The sequence below is a fragment of the Saccharospirillaceae bacterium genome, assembly GCA_022448365.1.
Classification (GTDB): Bacteria; Pseudomonadota; Gammaproteobacteria; order Pseudomonadales; family Oceanobacteraceae; genus Bacterioplanoides.
The window spans coordinates 462,209-481,689 of sequence record JAKVCS010000004.1 but is presented as its reverse complement, the minus strand read 5'-3'; the positions used below and the strand labels follow the sequence as shown (position 1 = coordinate 481,689).

Here is a 19,481-nt window from a genome sequence, read left to right as displayed (position 1 = left end):
AACACGTTGAAACCTCTCTTAACTATAGAAGACAGCACAAAGTGTACCAGCCGAATTGAAGTTTTTTTTTAACGAAGGGTTTTCATGCCGGGCGGGTATTATCTTCGAGCATATCCATCAGGTTAGGAACATCGATCAGGGCGCACATTTCATCGATAACAGTACCTGCCAGCCAGGGACGTTTGCTGTTATCACCGCGCCACTTGATAGAATCGTAAACCAGCGTGGTAGTGTCGCAGATTTCCTCACACGCCAACGCCCAATGCGAGCGATCTAACTGAATCACAAAACCAAAACCCTGGTCATTCAGGCGGATACCACGCTCCGGCATAATCAGTTGTGCACTGTCTACAATCGTCAGTTTCTGTGCATCACTTTGCCACACTCCGACCGACCAGTCGGCCTGACCAAACAAAGGGGTGATTTTATCGCTGGCATTGTGCACACCACCCAGCAACGACAAAGGAATCGCCAACTTTAATCCGGCGACTTTGAAAATTAAGCATTCAACTCCCTGACTGGAGCGCCAGTCTAAGGATTTGGCTGTCAGTTCCGATTGCTGTGTATCGCCTTCAAGCTGTAATGCAGGTTCTGCAATATCGTCGTACAGTGGTTCTGGCTCTGGATCAACCTGCGGAAATGCGTCAACCGCGTCCGGCAGAGCCACTCGCTGCAGAGGAACGGTCAGAGTCCGTGACAACCTTGTGGGGTCAGGTTCGGCAAACGGCGTTTTATCAACGGCGATAACCGAGTTAACACTGGCATCAATCGCCGTTTGCTGTTGCTGTATCACAGAGCTGGCAACACGCTCAGGTGTTGATGATTCAATCACTGCATCCGTATTAATCAATTTTTTCGTCACTGCAGACCCGGAAGCTTCCGGAGTCTGAGTATCAACAACCGTCAGTGTTTCGGTCGCAGTCAGCAGCAGTTGATCAAGATAGCCTTGAAGTACGTCATCAACATGGTTCGAAGGTTTCTGTTTGATCGGGTCAGTCATACACTGCGACCTTGACCCTGTTACCCGCTGTGACGACCGGCAACTCTGAATCTTTGTATTGTCGCGCCAACAATGTTTTGTTACACGATGCCAGCACACAATCGCGCAGGCGGGACTGCGGTAATACTCTGGCCAGCTGAAGATTGTTCAACAGTTCTGCATATCGCTCGTGAGCGTTAAGACACTCTGGTTTTACTGCCAACACTGGTTCTCTACCCGCCACGATAGTTGTTTCAGCCATTTCAGGTTCTGCAAGCGTAACCAACGCTGCCGTGCTATCCACCTGCCCGGTAGTTTCCTGAAATGGTTCAACAGCCTCAGCCAGCATTGAGTCCCAGTCGGCGGCAGCTGGTTGTGACGGAGTCAGCAAATCATTCAGGTAATCGCCAAGCGGGTTATTACTCATTTTAGTGCTCCGCCTGCTGACAGGATTCTTCCAGCAGGGCTAACAAATGACGATAGGCACGCACACCTCGTCCGGCGCTGTCCAATTGGTGCGGGAAAATCCCTTGCTGACTGGCATCACGCAGCCGCGTATCAACCGGAACCGCTTCAGACCACAGAGAGCCCTGATATATTCGTCGCATTTCTTTTAATGTCATTACGGAAGCCGACGTTCGACGATCAAATAAAGTCGGCACAATGGTGTAGGGTAAATTACGATTCTGTGATCGCATAACCATCTTGAGTGTGTGAATCATACGCTCTAAACCCTTCATGGCCAGATGTTCAGTTTGCGTCGGAATCACCAGACGCTGACACGCTGCCAAAGCATTGACCAGCAACACCCCCAGAATTGGCGGTGTATCCAGCAATACATAATCATAATCGTCCCACAACTGAGCCAATGATCGCGCCAGAACCAGGCCCATACCGTCCTGGCCACTGACCTGGCGCTCCAGCGTTGCCAAAGAAGTTGTTGCAGGCAGCAGTGACACATTCGCCATACTGGTCGGTTTTAAGACACTCTGAATAAAAGCTTTATCTTTATGGCGCTGTTCGAAAAACAAATGGTACAAGCTGCGTTCCAGGCTATCCGGATCCTGTTTGAAATAACTCGTCAGAGAACCATGCGGGTCCAGATCAACCAGTAACACCCGGTTCCCCTGCTCGGCAATCAGTCCGCCCAGAGAAACCACACTGGTTGTTTTACCGACACCGCCTTTTTGATTGGCTATCGACCAGATTCGCACAAATTTCACCCTATCGTTTTGGTTCTTCGCTTTTTGGTTCTTCGCTGTAAGGATTGGTTAGAAAAGCAACCCTATCGGAGAGAAGCAAATATCGTGTCAATTTACTTCGTTGGGACGTGACCATGGGGTTTCATTGCCACCCTGAGTCATAAAGATAACCACTCTGCGATTACGGGATTTAGCCTCTGGTGAGTCTCCCTCGGCAACCGGCTGGTAATGCGACATCCCCATTGCAGCCATACGCTGGGGGGCAACACCGTACAGGGCCAGATTCTGAACCACTGATGCCGCCCGAAGTGCAGAGATCTCCCAGTTACTCACTCCTATGGATGGCGTATCGTCACTGTGACCTTGAACATTAATCGGATGCGGCCAATTGCGCAGGTGGCGAGCCATTTCCTCTATCAGCGGCAAAGCCTGGTCACGAATCCGGGTCTCGCCGGGACCAAACAAAAAATCGGAATTCAATGACACCGAAATCCAATCACGCTCTCCTTCTACAATCATATCGTCCGCATCTTCAATTAATTGAGTAAGTTGGCGTATATCAGCCAAGAATGGCTTAAAACCACTCCCTTCCTCCAATGGTATTGAAAGTTGTGGCGGTGTAGCTGGCGGCGGCGGGATATTGTTAGAAAAAACGGCTTCTATCTGCGAACGTATCGCAGCACCTTCGTCCTCATCGATCAATTGCATTGCGTACATCATGATAAAAAAGGCACACAACAGGGTCATGTAGTCAGCATAAGAAACCAGCCAACGGTGCGGATCGGGGCCTTGCTGCTGACTCACAGGACAATGCCCTGCAAACGAAACCTCAGAGCCATCGGGTTCGTCCCCTCTTTAACCGATAACAGGCCAATCAGCATTGACTCGTAATAACGGCGTCGAATGGCAACATGCTGACGCAAACTGTTCGCTATCGGGATAACCACCAGATTAGCACTGGCGACACCATAAAATGTTGCCACAAAGGCAGTCGCAATACCGTTTGCCAATGCTTCGGGTTGCTGAATGTTCGACAGCACCTGCATCAGACCAAGAACAGCACCAACAATCCCCATTGTTGGCAGATAGCCCGCGAGGTTGTCCAAGACGTTAATAATATCCAGATCACGCTCAGCCCGAGTCTTAAACTCCAACTCCATTGTTGCTCTCATCGTGTCGGTATCGTATCCATCCACGACCAAGGTTAAGGCTTTTTTAAAGGTAGGATCAGTTTCAGTATTGGCCAAACGTTCAAGCGCCAGAATGCCATCACGCCTCAGCGCATTACCGCAAGTGACCAGTTTGTTCACCATGCCGTCGTATGAATATTGAGTGGGCGCAACCAGCCAGGAGAGCATAGACACAAAAGGGCGTACGTAGGAGGCTGGCATTTGTGCAAAAGCAGCCAGTCCCGAACCTGCAAAGACAATCAGTGCAGCAGCAGGATTCCACAAAACAGCGAGACTACCGCCTTCCAGAGAATGGCCAACGACCACGGCTACCACGGCTAAAAAAACAACGACCAGGCTCCAGCGGTCCATGTCTTATTTCTACCCCAGCTCTTTGCTCAAGCGCGAACCAATATCCTGCAGCGCAAGCACATCGTCATTCAGTCCTTCTTTTATAACCGCCAGAGGCATACCAAAAATGACACAGCTTTCTTCATCCTGCGCCCATACTGTTGAACCGGAACTCTTCAGCAAACGTGCACCCTCTTTGCCATCGGAACCCATTCCAGTCAGAACAATGGCCAAAGTGGAACGTGGAAAATGTTTCGCCGCCGAAGCAAATGCAATATCAACACTGGGTTTGTAGTTAACTCGCTGATCACTTTCATGAATATGAATTGAGCCGCCATTGCGTTTGTCGACCATCAGCTGCATACCGCCAGGTGCAACATAGACATGACCGTTTTTCAGCACATCCCCATCTTCTGCTTCCTTAACAATCAGCGGACTCATGCCATTCAGCCGTTCGGCAAACGCCTTCGTAAATGAGCCTGGCATATGCTGAACGATGACGATAGGGGTCTGAAAACCAGCAGGTATCGATTTGAACAGGGTTTGCAATGCGGCAGGACCACCGGTAGACGTACCAATAACAACCAGGTCCATTTTGCCAATGGGTTTACTGCGAGAAGACCGCGACGATACAGAGGCGTTTGGCGAAGCAGCTGCCAAAACCCGCGACTGCTTGCGAGCAACAGCGGCGATTTTGTCGGTGAGTGCTTTCTTTACTTCTGCTGTACCTTTCGCAACCGCATCAAAATTTTTTGACAGAAAGTCCAGTGCCCCGGCATCCAGCGCGTCAAGCGTTACTCTGGCTCCCTCGAATGTCAGTGATGAGAACATCAGGATAGGCACTGGTTGCTGTGCCATAATTGTCCGAACCGCCGTGATACCATCCATAACCGGCATTTCATAGTCCATGGTAATAACATCGGGCTTCAGCGATGCGTTCATTTCGACCGCTTCACGTCCGTTTGACGCGCATCCAACCACCTCCATACGACCGTCGGCATTGATGATTTCGGAGACCCTGCGACGGAAAAATCCGGAATCATCAACTACCAGAACTCGAATGCTCATTCCTTCCCCTTATTGGCTTCAGGCCGCGTTTATCGTTCTCGACGAATAGTGATTGAGCATGCTCGGAATATCCAGAATCAGGGCTATGCGTCCATCGCCAGTAATGGTTGCCCCGGCCATACCGGCGGTGCCGTGCAACATTTTACCCAATGGTTTGATAACCACCTCTTCCTGACCAATTAACTGATCGACAACAAACCCAACGCGTTTTGTACCAACCGAGACCACCACCACGTGGGCACTTTCATCGGCTTTGGCAAACTCTTCGCCTTTAATCAGCCAGCGTTTGAGATGAAATAGCGGGATGGGTTTTTCACGCACCACAACCACTTCCTGCCCATCCACAATGTTCGTTTGAGTCAAATCCAGATGGAAAATCTCATTGACACTGACCAATGGGAAAGCAAACGCCTGATCTTTTAGCATTACCATCAGCGTTGGCATAATTGCCAGCGTCAGCGGTACTTTAATCCGGATGCTTGTACCTTTGCCCATCTCAGAGTCAATGTTAATCGTCCCGTTAAGCTGGGTAATTTTGGTCTTAACCACATCCATTCCAACACCGCGGCCGGAAACATCCGAAATCTGCTCCTTAGTTGAGAAACCAGGTGCAAAAATCAGGTTATAACACTCGTTCTCGCTCAAACGATCAGCTGCATCCTGATCCATAACGCCTTTTTCAACTGCTTTATTACGCAGAACATCGGCGTCCATACCGCCACCGTCATCCTGGATGATCAGGAGAATATGGTCGCCTTCCTGTTCAGCCGATAACACAACGGTACCAACACGAGCTTTGCCGTTTTGCTCCCGCTCATCGGGCATTTCTACACCATGATCGACCGCATTACGGACAAGGTGAACCAATGGATCAGCCAGAGCCTCTACCAGGTTCTTATCCAGGTCGGTCTCTTCACCACGCAGCTCAAGATTGATTTCTTTCTTCAGTTGACGAGCAAGATCACGTACAACCCTGGGGAACCGACCAAACACCTTCTTGATAGGTTGCATACGGGTTTTCATGACTGACGCCTGAAGATCACCGGTAACCACATCCAGGTTGGCAACCGCTTTTGCCATCGACTCGTCGTTGCTCTTAAGGCCAAGTCGCACCAAACGGTTACGAACAAGAACTAGTTCGCCCACCATATTCATAATGTCATCGAGGCGCTTGGTATCAACACGAACGGTTGCTTCAGCGGCCGGTGCTTCTTTATCTGCCGCACGTTTGACCGGAGCAGCAGGTTTGGCCGTTTGGCTTTTGGCTTCTTGTTTCGCTGGGGCGACGACAGGTTTGGCAGCCACAGGCTTAGCGGGTGCAGGCTTTGCAGCAGGCTCAGCAGAAACCGATTTTGCAGCAGGTTTAACTGGGGCATCCTTCACCGGCGGCGGCGTGGCGGGTGCTTCAGGCGCTTTCGTATCAGCTGCGGAATCCGCAGTCGCTGAGTGCTTACCCTTGCCATGCAGACGATCCAATAACTCTTCAAACTCCGAGTCGGTAATCAGATCATCACCACCAGAGGGAGTTGTCGGTGGCAGTTTTTCTTCACTGGATTCCTGTGCCGGGGACTCTTGTTTCTTAACATCGTCAGCACTGATGTGTTTACCCTTGCCATGAATTTGATCCAGCAGGGCTTCAAACTCGGCTTCAGTAATCTCATCGTCTTCGTCGGCTGATTTACCGCCGAGATCAAAGAGCTCGTCATCGCCAGATGCTGCAGTAGGCTGCTCAACAGTCGCAGAAGACACTTCAGATTTTTCATCCAGCGCGTCTAACAGCTGCTCGAATTCATCATCAGTGATATCACCGGAGGCCTCCTCAGCAGTAGCTTCAGCGGCAGGCTGCGCATCAGCAACAGGAGTTGTTTCTTCTGCTGATGCTGGCTCGGCAACACTCGCTTCATCTTCGGCTTCTGGGAGCGCTAACTGATGCAGACGCTCGATCAAAGCCGGATCAGCATTCTCTGGTTCAACGCCGGAACGCACCGCCTCAAACATCTCGTTGACACTGTCCAACGCCTGCAAAACAACGTCCATGAGATCCGGATTGACCGTTCTGTTGCCGTTTCTGAGCGTATCAAAAACATTTTCCGCCGCGTGACAGCAATCCACCAATGGGTTCAGCTGTAAGAAACCAGCGCCACCTTTGACCGTGTGGAAACCACGGAATATGGCATTTAGCAGGTCGTTATCGTCCGGTCGCTGCTCAAGATCAACGAGCTGCTCGGACAGTAATTCGAGAATTTCACCGGCTTCAATCAGAAAATCCTGGAGGATTTCTTCATCTGCATCGAAACTCATCCGTTAGCTCCTCTAAAAGCCAAGACTGGATAACAAGTCATCTACGTCATCCTGGCTACTAACTACATCTTCGCTGGATTTATCAATCTGGGGGCCTTCAGCCACAATATTTCCATCCTCAGATGGCTCAGACTGACTTTCTCCAACCTCTAAGTCACCGTGGGTAATTCCGGTAATGGAATCCACATGGCCAGCCATAGCCACCAGAGTCACCAAGCGCGATTCAACATCGCGGACTAAATCCGCTACCTTGTGAATAACCTGCCCGGTTAAATCCTGGAAATCCTGAGCCAGCATAATGTCTGATAGCTGACCCTGTAATTGCTGCGATTGAGTTTCGCTGTTCTGTAAAAACGCCTGAATATCTTTGCTCAAAGCACGGAATTCTTCAGGCCGTAATTCTTTGTTCAGGAATCGCTGCCATTGTTGCGCCAGTTCACCGGAACGGCTTTGCATATCAGCCGCCAGTGGCAAGCTTGCTTCAACCAGATCCATTGTTCGGTTAGCGGACTTATCTGTCATTTCAACAACGTACGCTAATTTATCGGTCGCATTTTCGATTTCTGAACCGGCGCCAATGGAATCGATTTTCAAGTTCTTGATGGATTCATGCAGTGCACGAGTCAACCGGCCTATCTCGTCATAGAGGGTGCGGTCACGTACTTGATTGAGATCGTTAACCATGGCTACAGCTTTTCCTAAATCACCGTTTTCCAACTGCTTTAACATGCCTTCGGCCAAGGTTTTCATCTCTGAGCCGATCGCACCGTCATCATCCTGCGGTTTGATGTCTGACATCGCGTTGCCTTCCGGTTAGCCTTCGACTCGTTCAAAGATTTTGTCGATTTTTTCCTTCAACACTGCGGCGGTGAAAGGCTTAACAACGTAGCCATTCACACCTGCTTGTGCTGCCGCGACAATCTGATCACGCTTTGCTTCCGCCGTTACCATCAGAACGGGCATGGACTTCAGACGCTCGTCCTCGCGTACTTTCTTAAGCAGCTCAAGACCGGTCATTCCAGGCATGTTCCAATCAGTGACCAGAAAATCAAAATCACCGTTCTGCAGCATCGGTAAAGCAGTTGTCCCATCATCGGCTTCGGCCGTGTTGGTAAACCCCAGATCACGCAGTAAATTTTTGACAATACGTCTCATCGTAGAAAAATCATCAACGATAAGAATCTTCATATTTTTGTCCAAAACGACCTCCACTAGTCGACTTTGTATATTCCAAGTCGTTACTAAGGTTTAGTGTAGACCTTGTTATGGCTTTATCCAGAAACCAGCAGGGCAGATTGGCGATTGTGTAACAAGATGATCGATCAGACAGGGAGCAGAAGAGCGCTTTGGTAAAGGGTTTTTATTAATCAGATTGCGAGGAAAAATGAGTTATTCAATCCAACCAGTCAGTCGAGAACGTAAACGGGCCGCGGCCTGGCTATGAATCTGACTGACACGACTTTCACTGACCCCCAGAACGGCACCAATTTCTTTCAGATTGAGCTCCTCGTCGTAATACAACGCCAACACCAACTGCTCACGCTCTGGAAGCCCTTTGATCGCCTCGGCCAGACTGTTTTGAAAACTTCCCCTTTCGATACCCTCCAATGGGTTAGGACTGTCAGTTTCAAACACATCTGCGCCGGATTCGCTTTTCTCCAGCACTTCCTCGTAGCTAAATAGCCGACAACCGGCGCTGTCCTGCAGAATCGAGTGGTATTCTTGCTGAGTAATTCCCAGATATTCAGCGACTTCGCTATCCTCAGCATCCCGGCCTTTTTCACTTTCAACCTGTTTGATGGCTTCAGAGATACGCCGACTATTGCGGTGCACAGACCGGGGAGCCCAGTCGCCACGACGAATTTCATCGAGCATGGCACCCCGAATACGAATACCTGCATAGGTTTCAAAACTGGCACCTTTTCCGCCATCGTATTTGCGTGTTGCCTCCAATAAACCGATCATACCGGCCTGGATAAGGTCATCGACCTGAACACTATCGGGAAGTCGTCCGAGCATGTGATGCGCAATCCGTTTCACCAGCGGCGCATGCTCTCGTACTAATTCATCTACATTGTGATTTTGAACTTCTGAATACACCAGACAACTTCCCGCAACCACGACTACGCCCCGGTTTCCTGAACCAGGCGATCAACAAAAAATTCCAGATGACCACGAGGCGTTGATGGCAACGGCCAGGAGTCCACTTTTTTCGATAACGCACGGAAAGCCGCCGACGCCTTTGCGCGTGGATAAGCATCCACAACGGCCTTCTGACGCTGAACTGCGCGCTTCACCGCATCGTCTTGAGGAATTGCACCGACGTACTGCATAGCAACATCCAAAAATCGGTCGGTGACCTTCGTAAGCTTACCAAATAGCGCATTGCCTTCCTGTGGTGACTTCACCATATTGGCGATGATACGGAAGCGAAAAACGCCATAGTCACGGTTAAGCAACTTTATTTGAGCGTAGGCATCGGTAATCGAAGTTGGCTCGTCCGTCACCACCATTAATACCTCCTGTGCGGCACGAACAAAGCTCATGACGGTATCAGAGATACCTGCTGCAGTATCGATGATAAGAACATCAACGTCGTCACCAATATCGCTGAATGCCTGTATCAGGCCAGCGTGTTCCATCGAATTCAGCTGAGACAGTTTCTGTGTTCCTGATGAGGCTGGGACAATGCGGATACCGCCCGGCCCCTGAGCCATAATGTCACGCAGTTCGCACTCGCCCTGCAGCACATTTTCAATTGTTTTTGTTGAACTGATACCCAGCAGAATGTCGATATTCGCTAAACCGAGATCGGCATCTAAAACCACAACTCGCCGGCCCATTTCTGCCAGTGCGATTGCCAGGTTCACCGATACATTGCTTTTACCAACACCACCTTTACCACCGGTGATAGCAATGACTTGTACAGGGTGCCTAGACATATTCGGTTATGCTCCTTGTTGAAAACGAGACTGAGTTGCCAGGTGCATCGCATCGGCTGCTTGCCAACGGGTACGCGCCATTCGAGCCATTTGCTCGGCCAGCTGAACCAGTTTAACGGCATCCGGATAATGTACGTCATCTGGTATATGCGGCCCGTCAGTTACTATGGTGACTGGTAATTTAGTCAAAGCAGCAACACTCATTGCCGGACCCAAGCTGAAACACTCATCAAGTTTGGTAAATACACAGCCGACTAAACCAGCTGCTTTAAAATGTTCATAATTTTCCTGCAGGCATCGCCCCTGACTGGTCAGAGGGAGTACCAGCAATTTTTTCAGGCCAGAACCCGCTTTTTTAAGCATAGACAATTGTGTCTGAAAATGTGGGTCCTGACTGGCCAATCCAGCACTATCAACCAGCACCAGTTTTTTATTTTGAGTTTTTAACAACGCATTTTTAAAGGCTTTTTCATCGTTTACCTTATGCAATTCAACCCCCAGCAAACGAGAAAAAGTGCTGATCTGATCGTGAGCAGCAACGCGATAATTATCGAGCGTAATTAATGCAACACTGTCACGACCGTGATGAATCACAAACTGAGCTGCCAGTTTGCCGATGGTGGTGGTTTTACCAGCACCGGTTGGTCCGACCAGGGCATAACGTCCGCCTTTTTCCAACAATTCAGGGGGCGCAATTGGTAAATCACTGGCAATTCTTCTTAACGTCTGTTGCCATGCATCTTCCAGAGATTCGCCATCGTCAGTCTGGCTGGCGACACGATCAGCCCAGGCTGGTTCCAGACCCACGTCCTGGCAACGCTGCCACAGCTGGGATTGTTGCCAGGTCAAAGGACGACTGGTGTCCCAGGCACTGCCCTGGTGGCTTACCATCCAGTTTTTTAATTCTTTCAGCTCACCACTCATGGCATGCATTGCGCTGTTGTAACGCGCTTCCGATTGTTCAACACGAGCATCGAACGCTTGCTGATCAAAATTGGCAGACTCAGATTTTGCCGAGGTTTTGTCAGCAGCCGAGCGGTCAAACTGGTTAGTTTTCAGACCACGCAGTACCTCTTCAAGGCCCTCGGTTGAATTCAGATCTGAACGTTGAGCAAACTCAACACGCTGTTGCTGATCTTGACCAAGATCGTCAGTAGCCAGAATGCTGCCACGAGACTCACGATAGGCTTTAGCGGCCTCCAGTTCTTTCTGCAATTCAAGTTGGCGGGAAACATCCTCACCTTCAGCTTCAAGCCCAGGTTGGTAATCCAGCGCCGCAACCACCTCAAAGCCTTCTTCAACTTTTTTGCTCGACATAATGACCGCATCGGCTCCCAACTCTTGAGAAACCTTGCGCAGGGCGAGTTGCATATTGGCAGCAACAAAGCGTTTCACTTTCATACCAGAACCCCGGTCATTAGCTTAAAAATTCGTGTTCGTTATCCGTTATTTTGTGCGCCAACATTGGCAACGATGGTAATACTCTTATTATCAGGAATTTCCTGATACGCCATCACAGTCAGGGCTTCGACGCCGTTGCGGATAAATTCCGCCATCGCTGCACGCAGCTGCGATGTCACCAACAGTACCGCTGGTCGCCCCGCTACTTCCTGCTCCTGAGCAGCTTCACCCAGAGAGCGCTGCAGAGTTTCTGCCATGCCAGGTTCCAGTATTAATCCGTACTGACTGCCTTGTTGCGCACTTTGCTGCAGAGTCTGAAGCAACAACTGTTCCAGTTGTGGATCTAAAGTAATAACCGGCAGCTCATCCGCGTTCCCAAAGATGTTTTGAACAATCATGCGCGATAAAGACAAGCGGGCAGCGGATACCATGGCGGCAGTATCTTGACTCTGCCCTCCCATATTCGCCAAAGACTCGGCAATGGAGCGCAGATCCCGCACTGGGACACTTTCTTTCAGGAGACTCTGCAGCACGTTCAACAACTGGCTGATACTGACGGTATTGGGTACCAACTCCTCCGCCAGTTTTGGCGAGGTTTTCGCGAGCATATCCACCAGTTTCTGAACATCCTCATGACCAATTAATTCGTGGGCATGCTTGTGAAGCTTTTGATTGATGTGAGTTGCAACCACGGTGCTGGCATCTACCACGGTATAACCCAGTGTCTGAGCTCTGTCTTTCTGATCAGTATCAATCCAGAACGCATCCAATCCAAAAGCCGGATCTTTGGTCGCCATGCCTTCAATGTCTCCAAACACCTGGCCCGGGTTAATCGCCAGCTCACGCTCAGGATAAATCTCTGCTTCAGCCAGAGTCACTCCCATTAGTGTGACGCGGTATTGATTAGGTAACAGGTCGAGATTGTCGCGAATATGGACCGAGGGCATCAAAAAACCCAGATCCTGAGATAGCTTGCGGCGAACACCTTTAATACGATTGAGCAGCTGTCCACCCTGATTTTTATCTACCAGAGGGATCAAGCGATAGCCAACTTCAAGACCCACCCGGTCGACGGGTTCAACATCATCCCAGCCGAGTTCCTTCACCTCCATCTGCTTGATCGCCGCCTCGGCTTGTTCCTGCGGTGCAGTCAGCGCATTTGAACCATCACCTGCTGCACCGGCACTGCTGACGTCTGATTGCAAACCGAAGCGCTGAACAAAGGCGTCTCCTAACTTGCCACCTTCCTTCCGCCAATGAGATACGTAAGCTGCAGTGCCTGCAATAGCGGCAGCACTGAGAAATACCAAATGAGGCATTCCTGGTACAACGCCCATAAGAAATAACAAACCTGAGGTGACGCCGAGCGTACGTGATGATCCGAACATCTGCCCAACAACCTGATCACCCATCGCCTCCTCGCCACCGTTACGAGTCACCATAATTGCAGTGGCTGTCGACAGTAATAACGACGGTATTTGTGCTACCAGGCCATCACCAATCGCCAATAAACTGTAAGCAGACAATGCATCACCAAAGCCCAGGGAGTGCTGCCCCATACCGATCGCCAGACCACCAACAACATTAATGATAAGAATCAAAATGCCGGCTACCGCATCGCCTTTGACGAATTTACTGGCACCATCCATCGAGCCATAAAAATCGGCTTCTGCGGCAATTTCGCCGCGGCGTTTTTTCGCCTCATCCGCTTCGATTAAACCCGCATTTAAGTCAGCATCAATCGCCATTTGCTTACCGGGCATTGCATCCAGAGTAAAGCGAGCACTCACTTCTGAAACCCGACCAGCACCCTTGGTAACCACAACAAAGTTAATAATTACCAAAATGGTAAAAACAACCAGACCAACTGCATAGTTGCCACCAATCAACACTTCACCAAACGCTTCAATTACCTTACCTGCCGAATCACCACCTTCGTGACCGTAAAGCAGTACCACACGCGTTGATGCCACATTCAGGGCCAAACGTAATAACGTTGCGACCAACAGAATGGTCGGAAAAATAGCGAAATCCAACGGTCGCTGTGCATAAACACTGACCAACAGAACGACAATCGACAGGGTGATATTAAAGGTAAAAAATGTATCAAGCAGAAAGGGTGGCAGTGGCAGGGTCATCATACCGAGCAACACCAGAACCATAATCGGAATACCGAGATTCCCCTGGGCCAGTATATTAGCCATCTGCTTAAGCTGGCCGGTTACCTGCTGTTTCGATACTGATTGTTTAGAAGCAACGGCCATGTGTTTTTACTACCCCAAATAACGTCAGAAATTCATCACTGACGAGAGGTAGTGCAAGAAGCTTTCCTAAAATCACCAGTTGGTTAAAAATTATTGAGGTGACGATCCGTCCGGGTCAACCCGCAGGTCGCGTGGAATTGGCATGTCAGGTTTGCGCTCAGGCTTCGGCCCCTGCCCTTTTACAAACATATCCATTTGATAGATATATGCCAGCACCTGTGCCACTGCAACGTATAAGCCTTCTGGGATTTCTTCACCTACTTTTGCGTGGGTGTATAAAGCCCGGGCAAGCGGCGGAGCCTGCATCTGCGCAACATTGTGCTCTTTGGCTATTTCACGGATTTTGAGAGCGGTCTGATCGCTACCTTTGGCAACCAATAATGGCGCCTGCATCGCTTCAGCAGAATACTTCAATGCAACCGAATAGTGAGTCGGGTTGGTGATCACAACATCGGCATCAGGGACATCAGCCATCATGCGGCGCTGAGCAACTTCCCGCTGTAACTGACGGATTTTACTTTTAACTTCAGGCTTGCCTTCGGTTTCTTTAAATTCGTCTTTGATTTCCTGCATCGACATTCGCAGTTTTTTAGTGTGACTGTAGATTTGCCAAGGCACATCAGCGATTGCAATCAGCACGGTGGAAAAACACAAAAAGATAACTGACCAGATGATAATTTCGATGGTTTTATCCATGGCCGGTTTTGCAGCCTTATGTTGCAGCGCCATAGCATCGTCGAAATAATAACTGAGCACTAGAAAGGCAACGGTTCCAACCACCAGAACTTTAGCCCAGGCTTTGATCAACTCAACCAGTGAGTTCATCGAAAACATACGCTTCAAGCCACTCAACGGATTAATGCGATCCAGCTTCGGCGTAATTGCTTTGGTTGAAAACAGCCAGCCACCAACACTTAAGGGACCCGCAAATGCTGCAATTAACACCAGCACCAACCAGGGTGCGAGCGCTACGCCAGCCTCGATCATTGCTGCACCCAACTGGCTGGACATTACCCGAGGGTCAAACAATGCCGCGCGTTCTATAGTAAAGCTTGCTAACGCAATATTGTTCATACGCTCAGCCATCCATGGACCGAATATCAGCAGACCTAATGCTCCGACGACCAGCACCAAAGTCGTCGCCAGTTCTTTAGAACGCGGGGCCTGCCCCTCTTCCCTGGCTTTTTCAAGCCTTCGGGGTGTGGGTTCTTCTGTTTTTTCCTGACTGGAATCTTGATCTGCCATTTTTCTTACTGATTCAACGTGAGCTTTTTCAGAAACTCAAACAGAGTATCCATATGAACCTGAAAACCCGCCGCCATTTCACTGATATTCAGCCACATAATAAACAAGCCAACCACCATGGTTACCGGGAAACCTAATGCAAAGATATTCAATTGAGGGGCGGCTCGGGTCATCACACCAAATGCCAGGTTAACCACCAGTAACGCAGCAATAGCTGGTAGCGCAATGACCAATGCCGCAGCAAACATCCAGCCACTCCAGCGAATCATCAAGCCAAAATCATTGGCACTGAAGCCCTCCATAGAGACCGGAAATGTGAAGAAACTGTCGACCAAGATTTCGATTAAGACCAAATGACCGTTCAGTGAGACAAACACCAGACTGACCAGAAATAAAAACCACTGAGAAACAACAACAACCGAAGCACCCTGGCTGGGATCAACGGTCGTAGCAATACCTAAACCGGTTTGCATAGCAATTAACTGACCGGCGATAACATAGACCTGGGTTAACATTTCGACAATAAACCCAAGTGCAATACCAATAAGCAATTGCTGCATCACAATGATAAAAGACGCTAAAGACAGCGCTTCTACCTTCGGCATTGGTGGCAACACGGGAACAACAACCAGTGTTATCGCGACCGCCAGAAAAATCCGAATACGCTGTGATATCATCCGCGTTCCTATTAATGGCATCACCATTAACAAACCGCTTATGCGCGCAAAAGGAAATACATAGCGACTGACCCAGTGGCTAACATCCGTTACATCAAATTCAAACATATTCGGCTCAACCGATAATGAACGGAATATTCATATAAATCTGGCGAGTGAAATCCAACACCGTTGCTACAGCCCAGGGACCAAAGGCAATAATTGCTAGTAAGGTAACGACAAGACGTGGAAGAAAGCTCAACGTTTGCTCATTAATCTGCGTTGCCGCCTGAAAGGTACTGACCATCAGACCGACAATCAGACTGGGCACAATCATGGCACCAACGATGACCAGTACGATGTAAAGCGCATGAGTGAAAAGATCGCCGATTTCTGCTGGTGTCATCCTTATTCCCCTCGTCAGACCGTACCAAAACTATTGGCAAGGGTCCCCATAATCAGTGCCCAGCCATCGATCAATACAAACAACATAATTTTAAATGGCAAAGAAATAATGATTGGGGACAGCATCATCATACCCATCGCCATCAGGATACTTGCTACGACAAGATCAATGATGAGAAAAGGAATAAAAATCAAAAAACCTATTTGAAATGCCGTTTTTAACTCACTGGTGATAAAAGCCGGAATCAAAACATGAATGGGCGTATCCGCTGACGAGGCAATATCCGTCTCGCCACTCAGCCGCATAAAAAGATTCAAGTCATTTTCACGGGTCTGTGACAACATAAAGCCATGCAAAGGTTTGATGGCTCGTTCCGCAGCTTCTAGCGGCGTAATCTCCTCATTCAAATAAGGCTGCACCGCATCGACATTAATCACGCGAAATACCGGAGTCATAATAAATAATGTCAGAAACAAAGCTAACCCCAGGAGGATCTGATTGGATGGGGTTTGCTGCAATCCCATAGCCTGGCGGAGAATTGCCAGCACCACAATGATACGGGTAAACGAGGTCATCATAATCAGTAACGACGGAAGCACCGTCAATACCGTCATAATCGCCAGGATCTGGAGGGTTATCGTATATTCGCCACCGGATTCATTAGCCTGGTAAACCATCGCCGGTATGCCGATAAAAGACTTCTGAGTGCCTTCGTCTTCAGCCATTGCAGGAATCGTCAGTGTGGACAATAAAATAAACAGTATTTTTATCGCCAGACGATTCATGAACGCACCGCTTTTTTCAACAGGTCAGAAAATGAGAGAGCCTGTGCCGTCGTGTCTGGGGTAGAAAGTGGTTCATCAAGTTCGGCCAAGCAATTAATTTGCTGGGGGGTAATGCCTAATACCAATTGCTTTTCGCCCACCTGAACCACCGCTACTTTTTCTTTTATACCTAAGGGTAATACCGCCAATGTTTTAAGCTGTTCTCCATGGCCACCGTTTAATGGTAGCGCCCGACTTTTTCCGGCAAGCCATGCCAGAAAAAAAATCAGACCAACAACCAACACCAGAAATAAAATCACTTTTCCAGCAGAAGCCAAAGGATCTACAGCCAACGCTCCTGCCATCTGCCCAGCATCCGATGCTTCTGCCATCACAATGACGCTAGGGAATAAAAATAAGGCTGTTTTAACGCAGGCGTTGAATACGTTCACTCTGACTCACCACATCCGTTAATCGAATTCCGAACTTATCATTCACCATCACAACTTCACCGTGGGCGATTAAAGTACCGTTGACCATCACGTCCAATGGCTCACCGGCTAAACGATCCAGTTCCACTACGGACCCCTGGTTAAGCTGTAACAGATTGCGGATCGGTATTTGGGTTGCACCAACCTCCATCGAAATCCGGACAGGAATATCGAGAATAACATCCAGTTCCGGACCATCTGGATCAGGGTTTCTGGGAACGCCCTCATCAACAACCGGGTCCAGCGGCATTTTCTGGATGTCATCCGATGGTGTTTCTCCGGCTTCTTCCATTGCCGCAGCCCAGTCATCATCCACGCTTTCGTCCTCGTCGCCCGACTCCTCCATCGCAGCAGCCCATTCATCAGCCAGTGCCTGTTCGTCATCAGCGGCATCTTCAACTCCCTGAGCAACAGAGTCGGCTAAAGCATCTGCATCAAGGTTCTCATTATTATCCGGCGTTACATCCTGATCATTTTCGTCTGCCATAATCGTCTCTCCTAGCGCCGCCTGTGGTTTAGCGGGTCGATAATCTTAACCGCCAGATTTTCATGTGATATTCCCATTCTCCCCCGGAAAACCGGAATACCGTTTGCTTCCAGAGTAAAGTCGTCGGGCATTTCAATCGGGATAATGTCTCCCTCCTGCAGCTCGGCTACTTCACGCAATGTAATTTCGCGCTCAACCAAAGTCCCGTGGATGGGTACCGGAGCGTCCATAATGTCTTCCCGTAATGACTGGGTCCAACGTTCATCAATGTCATCAATATCACTCTGAACACCGGCATCCAGAACTTCGCGAATCGGTTCGATCATCGAATATGGGATGGTCATATGAAAATCGCCACCACCACCATCCAGCTCGATATGAAAGGTACTCACCACCACTACTTCACTCGGGCTTACAATGTTGGCCATGGCGGGGTTAACCTCGGAACCAACGTATTCAAATTCCACTTCCATTACCGGTTGCCAGGCTTCAATCATATCGGCAAAGATTTGACTCAGAACCAACTGCACAACCCGGACTTCAGTAGGTGTGAACTCTCGCCCCTCAATTTTTGCATGACGACCATCGCCGCCAAAAAAATTATCCACTAACTTGAACACCAGCTTGGCATCCATGATAAATAACGCGGTGCCTCGTAACGGTCGCATTTTCACCAGATTCAAACTGGTTGGTACATAAAGTGTGTGAACGTATTCACCAAACTTCATAATTTGCACGCCACCGGAGGCGACATCCGCACTGCGTCGCAAAAAATTAAACATACTGATGCGGGTATAACGCGCAAATCGCTCGTTAATCATTTCCAGCGTCGGCATACGACCGCGCACAATGCGGTCGTTGCTGGTCAGGTCATAGGATTTGACCCCCGCTTCGTCAATCTCCTCCTCAGGCTCGATATCACCATCATCGACCCCGTGAAGAAGTGCATCAATTTCATCTTGCGACAGTAAATCTTGCACCCATCAACCCTACTGCATTACTAAGTTAGTAAAGAGAACAGCTTCGACACCGTCGGTATCGGCTTCACGCTTCATTATATCTTTCAGATGCTTCAGCAACTGGTTTTGCATAGCGACGCGGCCTTCTGCTGTTCTTAATTGTTTAAAATCCTGCTCACCCATAATCCGGATAATGTCATTACGGATCATCGGTTCGTGCAACGTCAACGCATCAACAATCGCTTGCTGGCGTGTCATAACTTCGATGCTGGCTTGTAGAAAACGCTGCCGGGTTCCGACCTGAAAACTCACAACAAATTCAGGTTTGAGAACCACATACTGAGCCGGGCTTTCCGGCTCTTCCGTAATCACTTCCTCAACCACCGCATCTTCTAAAGCTTCAACCTCGGCTTCGCCATCACCACTGATCATCAAAAATACCGTGGTTCCGACTGCGAGTCCGATCAGCAAGACGACCGCGACAATAATCAAGATGAACTTCTTTTTACCGCCACCGGAAGAAGCTTCCTCTTGTCCAGCGCCATCCAGTTTTAAATCCTGCTCTGCTGCCATAACAGATATCTCCTGCAGTAAGTCAAATTTGCAATAGCCATGCCAGCCCTTTTCGTCAAAAAAACGGCATACTCTTTCATAAGCGTGATTTAAGTTTAGAAGGTTCTGGAATAACCGTTGAGTTAAGTATCCGGTTAATTCGTGGACGGCGGTCAGGGAACTGAACATAAACTCGTCGACTGAATTGAAAGTACGATCTGTTGCAGACCAACCATTCAATTCA

General features: G+C 49.1%; 21 protein-coding genes. All 21 read right to left on the bottom strand.

Annotated features, from left to right (window positions below; translation table 11 throughout):
- Positions 1-82: 82 nt before the first annotated feature.
- Positions 83-1,000: a chemotaxis protein CheW gene (locus tag MK185_13360; protein ID MCH2041612.1), complete on the bottom strand. Its 918-nt coding sequence runs from the start codon at positions 998-1,000 to the stop codon at positions 83-85.
- Entirely contained in the window at positions 993-1,406 is a 414-nt protein-coding gene (locus tag MK185_13355) for a hypothetical protein (protein MCH2041611.1), read from the bottom strand. The genes MK185_13360 and MK185_13355 overlap by 8 nt, the downstream gene beginning before the upstream one ends.
- Position 1,407: 1 nt before the next feature.
- Positions 1,408-2,193 (bottom strand): ParA family protein, encoded by a 786-nt coding sequence (locus MK185_13350; protein MCH2041610.1) that lies wholly within the window; start codon positions 2,191-2,193, stop codon positions 1,408-1,410.
- Between the two features lie 96 nt (positions 2,194-2,289).
- A complete protein-coding gene (locus MK185_13345; protein ID MCH2041609.1) occupies positions 2,290-2,985 on the bottom strand; it encodes an OmpA family protein in 696 nt (231 codons plus the stop codon).
- Positions 2,982-3,722, bottom strand: a complete 741-nt coding sequence (locus MK185_13340) for a flagellar motor protein (protein MCH2041608.1) — start codon at positions 3,720-3,722, stop codon at positions 2,982-2,984. Before MK185_13340 ends, MK185_13345 begins: the two co-directional genes overlap by 4 nt.
- A 9-nt stretch (positions 3,723-3,731) precedes the next feature.
- Positions 3,732-4,769 (bottom strand): chemotaxis response regulator protein-glutamate methylesterase, encoded by a 1,038-nt coding sequence (locus MK185_13335; protein MCH2041607.1) that lies wholly within the window; start codon positions 4,767-4,769, stop codon positions 3,732-3,734.
- 18 nt (positions 4,770-4,787) lie between these two features.
- On the bottom strand, positions 4,788-7,070 hold the full coding sequence (locus MK185_13330; protein ID MCH2041606.1) for a chemotaxis protein CheA: 2,283 nt from the start codon (positions 7,068-7,070) through the stop codon (positions 4,788-4,790).
- A gap of 12 nt (positions 7,071-7,082) precedes the next feature.
- A complete protein-coding gene (locus MK185_13325) occupies positions 7,083-7,868 on the bottom strand; it encodes a protein phosphatase CheZ (GenBank protein ID MCH2041605.1) in 786 nt (261 codons plus the stop codon).
- A gap of 15 nt (positions 7,869-7,883) precedes the next feature.
- A complete protein-coding gene (gene cheY, locus MK185_13320) occupies positions 7,884-8,270 on the bottom strand; it encodes a chemotaxis response regulator CheY (protein ID MCH2041604.1) in 387 nt (128 codons plus the stop codon).
- A 189-nt stretch (positions 8,271-8,459) separates the two neighbouring features.
- Positions 8,460-9,170, bottom strand: a complete 711-nt coding sequence (locus MK185_13315) for an RNA polymerase sigma factor FliA (protein MCH2041603.1) — start codon at positions 9,168-9,170, stop codon at positions 8,460-8,462.
- Between the two features lie 23 nt (positions 9,171-9,193).
- Complete coding sequence (locus tag MK185_13310; protein MCH2041602.1) at positions 9,194-10,012, bottom strand: MinD/ParA family protein; 819 nt, start codon at positions 10,010-10,012, stop codon at positions 9,194-9,196.
- Between the two features lie 6 nt (positions 10,013-10,018).
- A complete protein-coding gene (gene flhF, locus MK185_13305) occupies positions 10,019-11,413 on the bottom strand; it encodes a flagellar biosynthesis protein FlhF (GenBank protein ID MCH2041601.1) in 1,395 nt (464 codons plus the stop codon).
- Between the two features lie 38 nt (positions 11,414-11,451).
- On the bottom strand, positions 11,452-13,617 hold the full coding sequence (gene flhA / locus MK185_13300; GenBank protein ID MCH2041600.1) for a flagellar biosynthesis protein FlhA: 2,166 nt from the start codon (positions 13,615-13,617) through the stop codon (positions 11,452-11,454).
- Between the two features lie 150 nt (positions 13,618-13,767).
- The gene (gene flhB / locus MK185_13295; protein ID MCH2041599.1) at positions 13,768-14,922 is read right to left on the bottom strand and encodes a flagellar type III secretion system protein FlhB; all 1,155 of its coding nucleotides are present in this window, start codon (positions 14,920-14,922) and stop codon (positions 13,768-13,770) included.
- Between the two features lie 5 nt (positions 14,923-14,927).
- A complete protein-coding gene (gene fliR, locus MK185_13290) occupies positions 14,928-15,707 on the bottom strand; it encodes a flagellar type III secretion system protein FliR (GenBank protein MCH2041598.1) in 780 nt (259 codons plus the stop codon).
- Between the two features lie 7 nt (positions 15,708-15,714).
- Positions 15,715-15,984, bottom strand: a complete 270-nt coding sequence (gene fliQ / locus MK185_13285; GenBank protein MCH2041597.1) for a flagellar biosynthesis protein FliQ — start codon at positions 15,982-15,984, stop codon at positions 15,715-15,717.
- A gap of 14 nt (positions 15,985-15,998) precedes the next feature.
- On the bottom strand, positions 15,999-16,769 hold the full coding sequence (gene fliP, locus MK185_13280; protein ID MCH2041596.1) for a flagellar type III secretion system pore protein FliP: 771 nt from the start codon (positions 16,767-16,769) through the stop codon (positions 15,999-16,001).
- Entirely contained in the window at positions 16,766-17,140 is a 375-nt protein-coding gene (gene fliO, locus MK185_13275) for a flagellar biosynthetic protein FliO (protein ID MCH2041595.1), read from the bottom strand. The genes fliP and fliO overlap by 4 nt, the downstream gene beginning before the upstream one ends.
- A gap of 34 nt (positions 17,141-17,174) precedes the next feature.
- Positions 17,175-17,726, bottom strand: coding sequence for a flagellar motor switch protein FliN (gene fliN, locus MK185_13270; GenBank protein MCH2041594.1), 552 nt, complete (start codon positions 17,724-17,726; stop codon positions 17,175-17,177).
- An 11-nt stretch (positions 17,727-17,737) separates the two neighbouring features.
- A complete protein-coding gene (fliM, locus tag MK185_13265) occupies positions 17,738-18,706 on the bottom strand; it encodes a flagellar motor switch protein FliM (GenBank protein ID MCH2041593.1) in 969 nt (322 codons plus the stop codon).
- Between the two features lie 9 nt (positions 18,707-18,715).
- The gene (locus tag MK185_13260; GenBank protein ID MCH2041592.1) at positions 18,716-19,258 is read right to left on the bottom strand and encodes a flagellar basal body-associated FliL family protein; all 543 of its coding nucleotides are present in this window, start codon (positions 19,256-19,258) and stop codon (positions 18,716-18,718) included.
- Positions 19,259-19,481: the final 223 nt, after the last annotated feature.

Bases quoted from the DNA above. Each gene is read 5' to 3' on its own strand.
- MK185_13360 (MCH2041612.1), bottom strand. From the start codon at position 1,000: ATGACTGACCCGATCAAACAGAAACCTTCGAACCATGTTGATGACGTA.
- MK185_13355 (MCH2041611.1), bottom strand. From the start codon at position 1,406: ATGAGTAATAACCCGCTTGGCGATTACCTGAATGATTTGCTGACTCCG.
- MK185_13340 (MCH2041608.1), bottom strand. From the start codon at position 3,722: ATGGACCGCTGGAGCCTGGTCGTTGTTTTTTTAGCCGTGGTAGCCGTG.
- MK185_13335 (MCH2041607.1), bottom strand. From the start codon at position 4,769: ATGAGCATTCGAGTTCTGGTAGTTGATGATTCCGGATTTTTCCGTCGC.
- MK185_13330 (MCH2041606.1), bottom strand. From the start codon at position 7,070: ATGAGTTTCGATGCAGATGAAGAAATCCTCCAGGATTTTCTGATTGAA.
- MK185_13325 (MCH2041605.1), bottom strand. From the start codon at position 7,868: ATGTCAGACATCAAACCGCAGGATGATGACGGTGCGATCGGCTCAGAG.
- MK185_13310 (MCH2041602.1), bottom strand. From the start codon at position 10,012: ATGTCTAGGCACCCTGTACAAGTCATTGCTATCACCGGTGGTAAAGGT.
- flhF (MCH2041601.1), bottom strand. From the start codon at position 11,413: ATGAAAGTGAAACGCTTTGTTGCTGCCAATATGCAACTCGCCCTGCGC.
- flhA (MCH2041600.1), bottom strand. From the start codon at position 13,617: ATGGCTAATATACTGGCCCAGGGGAATCTCGGTATTCCGATTATGGTT.
- flhB (MCH2041599.1), bottom strand. From the start codon at position 14,922: ATGGCAGATCAAGATTCCAGTCAGGAAAAAACAGAAGAACCCACACCC.
- fliR (MCH2041598.1), bottom strand. From the start codon at position 15,707: ATGTTTGAATTTGATGTAACGGATGTTAGCCACTGGGTCAGTCGCTAT.
- fliQ (MCH2041597.1), bottom strand. From the start codon at position 15,984: ATGACACCAGCAGAAATCGGCGATCTTTTCACTCATGCGCTTTACATC.
- fliP (MCH2041596.1), bottom strand. From the start codon at position 16,769: ATGAATCGTCTGGCGATAAAAATACTGTTTATTTTATTGTCCACACTG.
- fliO (MCH2041595.1), bottom strand. From the start codon at position 17,140: ATGGCAGAAGCATCGGATGCTGGGCAGATGGCAGGAGCGTTGGCTGTA.
- fliN (MCH2041594.1), bottom strand. From the start codon at position 17,726: ATGGCAGACGAAAATGATCAGGATGTAACGCCGGATAATAATGAGAAC.
- MK185_13260 (MCH2041592.1), bottom strand. From the start codon at position 19,258: ATGGCAGCAGAGCAGGATTTAAAACTGGATGGCGCTGGACAAGAGGAA.